The sequence below is a fragment of the Pseudomonas machongensis genome (genome assembly GCF_034961125.1).
Classification (GTDB): Bacteria; Pseudomonadota; Gammaproteobacteria; order Pseudomonadales; family Pseudomonadaceae; genus Aquipseudomonas; species Aquipseudomonas machongensis.
On the sequence record NZ_JAYFUI010000164.1, the window covers coordinates 1 to 3,215 of the forward strand.

The window sequence follows — 3,215 nt, forward strand, 5'->3', positions numbered from 1 at the left end:
GCCCGAACGTTTGATGGGATTGCAGGGGTGCATCGCGCCCCTTTCGCGACGCAAGGCCGCTTCGGTAGGGAGCGGCTTTGTGCTGTGGACAGGCCAGCCTGTAGCTGAGTAAGGACACGTATTCATGAAAGACCTTCTGGTCAACGAATTGGCCAACACCTCGCAGTTTCTGGCGCAGCAGCGCCTGCAGGGGCGTATCGACCAGCAGAAGCTGTTCAAGGCGATCGATGCCGACCCTGGCATCGTCGGTGCGGGTGTCGTGTATATCGATGCCGACTACAACGTGATCGTGCTGCGCGAGTTTCAGCCGATCTGCAGTATCAAGCCCAAGCGCATCATCCTGCGCGAGGCGCCTCGCTACATTGCGCCCCAGCAATTCATGAACCAGTTGCAGACCAACCCGCGTGAGTCGCGCGTGGTCAAGGAGGCGGTAGGCACCACGCTCTCCTGCGCTGGTGCGATCCTGGGTTGGGTCGTCATGTTCAGCGGCACTATCGCCGTCCCCTTCTCCGGCGGTGTAAGCCTCGCGCTTACCGCTGCCGGATATGCAGCAGCAACCGCCAGTACCGCACAGTGCGTTATCGGTGTTGTCAGAACGGTCAACGAGGTCAACGACCCGTCAGCCAATGATGCGATGGATCAGGAGGCCTGGTACAGGGCGGCCACACCGTTGCTCGACGGTATATCGCTGCTCGGCGTCGGTAGCTCGGCCCTCACGACTGTACGCTTCCTGCAGGTGCGCAAGGCGGCCACGGGCGCCAACTGGCTCGACCTGACCCGTTCATTGAGCCGTCAGCAGCGTAGCGCTCTCACCCGCGAGTTGCTGTCGATCAAGCATCCTTCGCTCACCGCGAAGCAACTCAAGCTGCAACAGAGCACGGGCGAGCTGATCAAGCGTCACACGCCCACGCAGATCAAGCACGCCACTCAAACACTGATCAAGGATTCGCTTGGCGCTTCCATCGGTTTTGTCGGCAGCGGGACGGTGCAGGACAAGACCAAGAGCATCGCTCTGGGGCTCTATGAGGAGTTCGAGTAATGAGTCGGCACCCTGACCTTCAGAAGTTTCTCGATCGCTACTTCATGGTGTTCCTGGCGGGGTATTTTCTCTCGCTGTACGCCATGGCCGGGACGTTCTCTTTGGTGTGGAGTACCTATTGCCGTGACTGCAGCCGGGAGATCAACTATCCGCTCAGCCTTGGTGTGCTGGTGGTGACGCTGGTCACGGCGCATGCCGCCGTAGTGCGAGGTCGTGACTGGGGGGTATGGGTGGTCGCCGCCCTTTGTATTGGCTCTGTGGTTTTCCTGTTGCCGACCTATGGGTTCAGGCCGCATATGGGGATCTTCCTGAGCATCATAGTCGTCGTGCTGCTGGCATTGCTGGTACTCAACAGCAAGCGCTATCGGGAAATGCGCGTACTGCTGGCAGGGTATCGAGAGAAGAGAAGGCTGGAGCGGCTGAATCGTAATCCCAAGGGGCGTTCGGCCAAGTGAGGGATGCCGAACCCGGCGCTGAAGCGCCGGGCCCGTAAACGCCAAACTCCAGCCTCAACGCTCCGGTCGCAGCACCTTCACATCCCCAGGCTCCGCCGTTTCCCGCAGGTATTCTTCCAGCGAATCGTCCAGCGCCTTGATCCAGCGGGTGTGGTGCGGCACCGAGGCGGTGCCGGTCATCACCGAGCGGTACGAGCGGTCGCGGTAGCCCATGATGTCGTGCTTCTTGTCGTTCTTCCATTTGAGGAAGATGCGGTTTACCGCGTCGATGTCGAAGCGCGGGTAGTCGGTCTGCTCGATCAGGCGGGCGATGTAGCTGCCCTGGAATTCGTACATCGAGGCGGTGGTCTGCAAGGCCTCTTCCTCGGCGCGCCAGTGCTCGCTGTCGGCGCGCATGGCGGCCGGGTCGGGCAGGGCGATGCGGCCGAGTATCACGTCGCGCACGAACCAGGCCTGGGCGTCGAACAGGTTGAAGCTGTACCACAGGTCCTGCATCCCCAGGTACATCAGCTGCGGGTTGGCCTCCCACACCACGCCCTGATACAGGCCCAGCGGCCACAGGCGGTTGCCGGTGCGCAGGGTCAGGTCGTCGGGCAGGAACGGGAAGTGGTGTTGGTAGCCGGTGCACAGGATGATCGCGTCGACACGCTTGCTCGAGCCGTCGGCAAAGTGCGCGCGGTCGCCGTCGACCCGCTGCAACTGCGGCCGCTCTTCCCAGCCCTTGGGCCACTTGTAGCCCATGGGTTGGGTGCGGTAGGCGCTGGTGATCGAGCGGGCGCCGTACTTGTAGCATTGCGAGCCGATGTCTTCGGCGGAGTAGCTGCTGCCGATGATCAGCACATCTTTGCCGGCGAACTCCAGTGCATCACGGAAATCATGGGCGTGCAGGATGCGTCCGGAGAAGCGCTCGAAGCCTGGGAATGACGGCACCTGAGGCGTGGAGAAATGCCCGCTGGCGACCACCACGTAGTCGAATATCTGTTCGTAGCGCTGGCCATTGGCGTAGTCGTGGGCGGTGAGGGTGAAGGTGCGGCTGGCGCTGTCGAAGCGCACGTCCTTGACCACGGTGTCGAAGCGGATGTACTGGCGCACGTCGGCTTTCTTCACCCGGCCCTGAATGTAGTCCCACAGCACTTCGCGCGGTGGATAGGAGGAAATCGGGCGGCCGAAATGTTCATCGAAGCTGTAGTCGGCGAACTCCAGGCATTCCTTCGGGCCGTTGGACCAGAGGTAGCGATACATGCTGCCGTGTACCGGTTCGCCGTGCTGGTCCAGGCCGGTGCGCCAGGTGTAGTTCCACATGCCGCCCCAGTCGGCCTGCTTTTCGAAGCAGACGATTTCGGGCATGGCCGCGCCCTTGGCGTGGGCAGATTGAAAGGCACGCAGTTGCGCCAGGCCGGAAGGGCCGGCGCCGATAATGGCGACGCGAGTAGTCATGAAAAAGTCCTGTGATCACGGAAGAAAGGCAAGACTTCCCCAGCCCCGAACGGCAACGAACCGTGGGCGGTGGAAGCGCGGAAACTTCAGGGGTCAGCAGGCAGGCGGAGGCACGGGGCGCTTGCGCTTGTGCGCCAGCAGGACATCGCGGGGCGGGATCGACAGGGTGTGGAAGAGTGTCGAGAGCGGGGAACAGCCGAGGCTGGAGACGGCGGCAGGGAAGGGCCCGGTAGGCTTGCCGATCAGGTTGGCAAGCGGGCCATGCAGCCGACGGATACGTGTGA

General features: G+C 62.3%; 4 protein-coding genes. 2 read left to right on the forward strand and 2 right to left on the reverse strand.

Annotation, left to right across the window (positions count from 1 at the left end; genetic code table 11):
- Nucleotides 1-124: 124 nt before the first annotated feature.
- Together VA602_RS15255 and VA602_RS15260 are read left to right on the forward strand one after the other, a co-directional pair.
- Nucleotides 125-1,039, forward strand: a complete 915-nt coding sequence (locus VA602_RS15255) for an NAD synthetase (protein WP_065863909.1) — start codon at nt 125-127, stop codon at nt 1,037-1,039.
- Complete coding sequence (locus tag VA602_RS15260; RefSeq protein WP_323453636.1) at nt 1,039-1,494, forward strand: hypothetical protein; 456 nt, start codon at nt 1,039-1,041, stop codon at nt 1,492-1,494. Before VA602_RS15255 ends, VA602_RS15260 begins: the two co-directional genes overlap by 1 nt.
- A gap of 54 nt (nt 1,495-1,548) precedes the next feature.
- Here the strand turns inward: VA602_RS15260 and VA602_RS15265 are convergent, their stop codons facing one another.
- Together VA602_RS15265 and VA602_RS15270 are read right to left on the reverse strand one after the other, a co-directional pair.
- Nucleotides 1,549-2,931, reverse strand: coding sequence for a flavin-containing monooxygenase (locus VA602_RS15265; RefSeq protein ID WP_151925962.1), 1,383 nt, complete (start codon nt 2,929-2,931; stop codon nt 1,549-1,551).
- 93 nt (nt 2,932-3,024) lie between these two features.
- The coding region (locus tag VA602_RS15270; RefSeq protein ID WP_323453637.1) for a hypothetical protein at nt 3,025-3,215 on the reverse strand (191 nt) is incomplete at its 5' end.

Bases quoted from the DNA above. Each gene is read 5' to 3' on its own strand.
- VA602_RS15255 (WP_065863909.1), top strand. From the start codon at position 125: ATGAAAGACCTTCTGGTCAACGAATTGGCCAACACCTCGCAGTTTCTG.
- VA602_RS15260 (WP_323453636.1), top strand. From the start codon at position 1,039: ATGAGTCGGCACCCTGACCTTCAGAAGTTTCTCGATCGCTACTTCATG.
- VA602_RS15265 (WP_151925962.1), bottom strand. From the start codon at position 2,931: ATGACTACTCGCGTCGCCATTATCGGCGCCGGCCCTTCCGGCCTGGCG.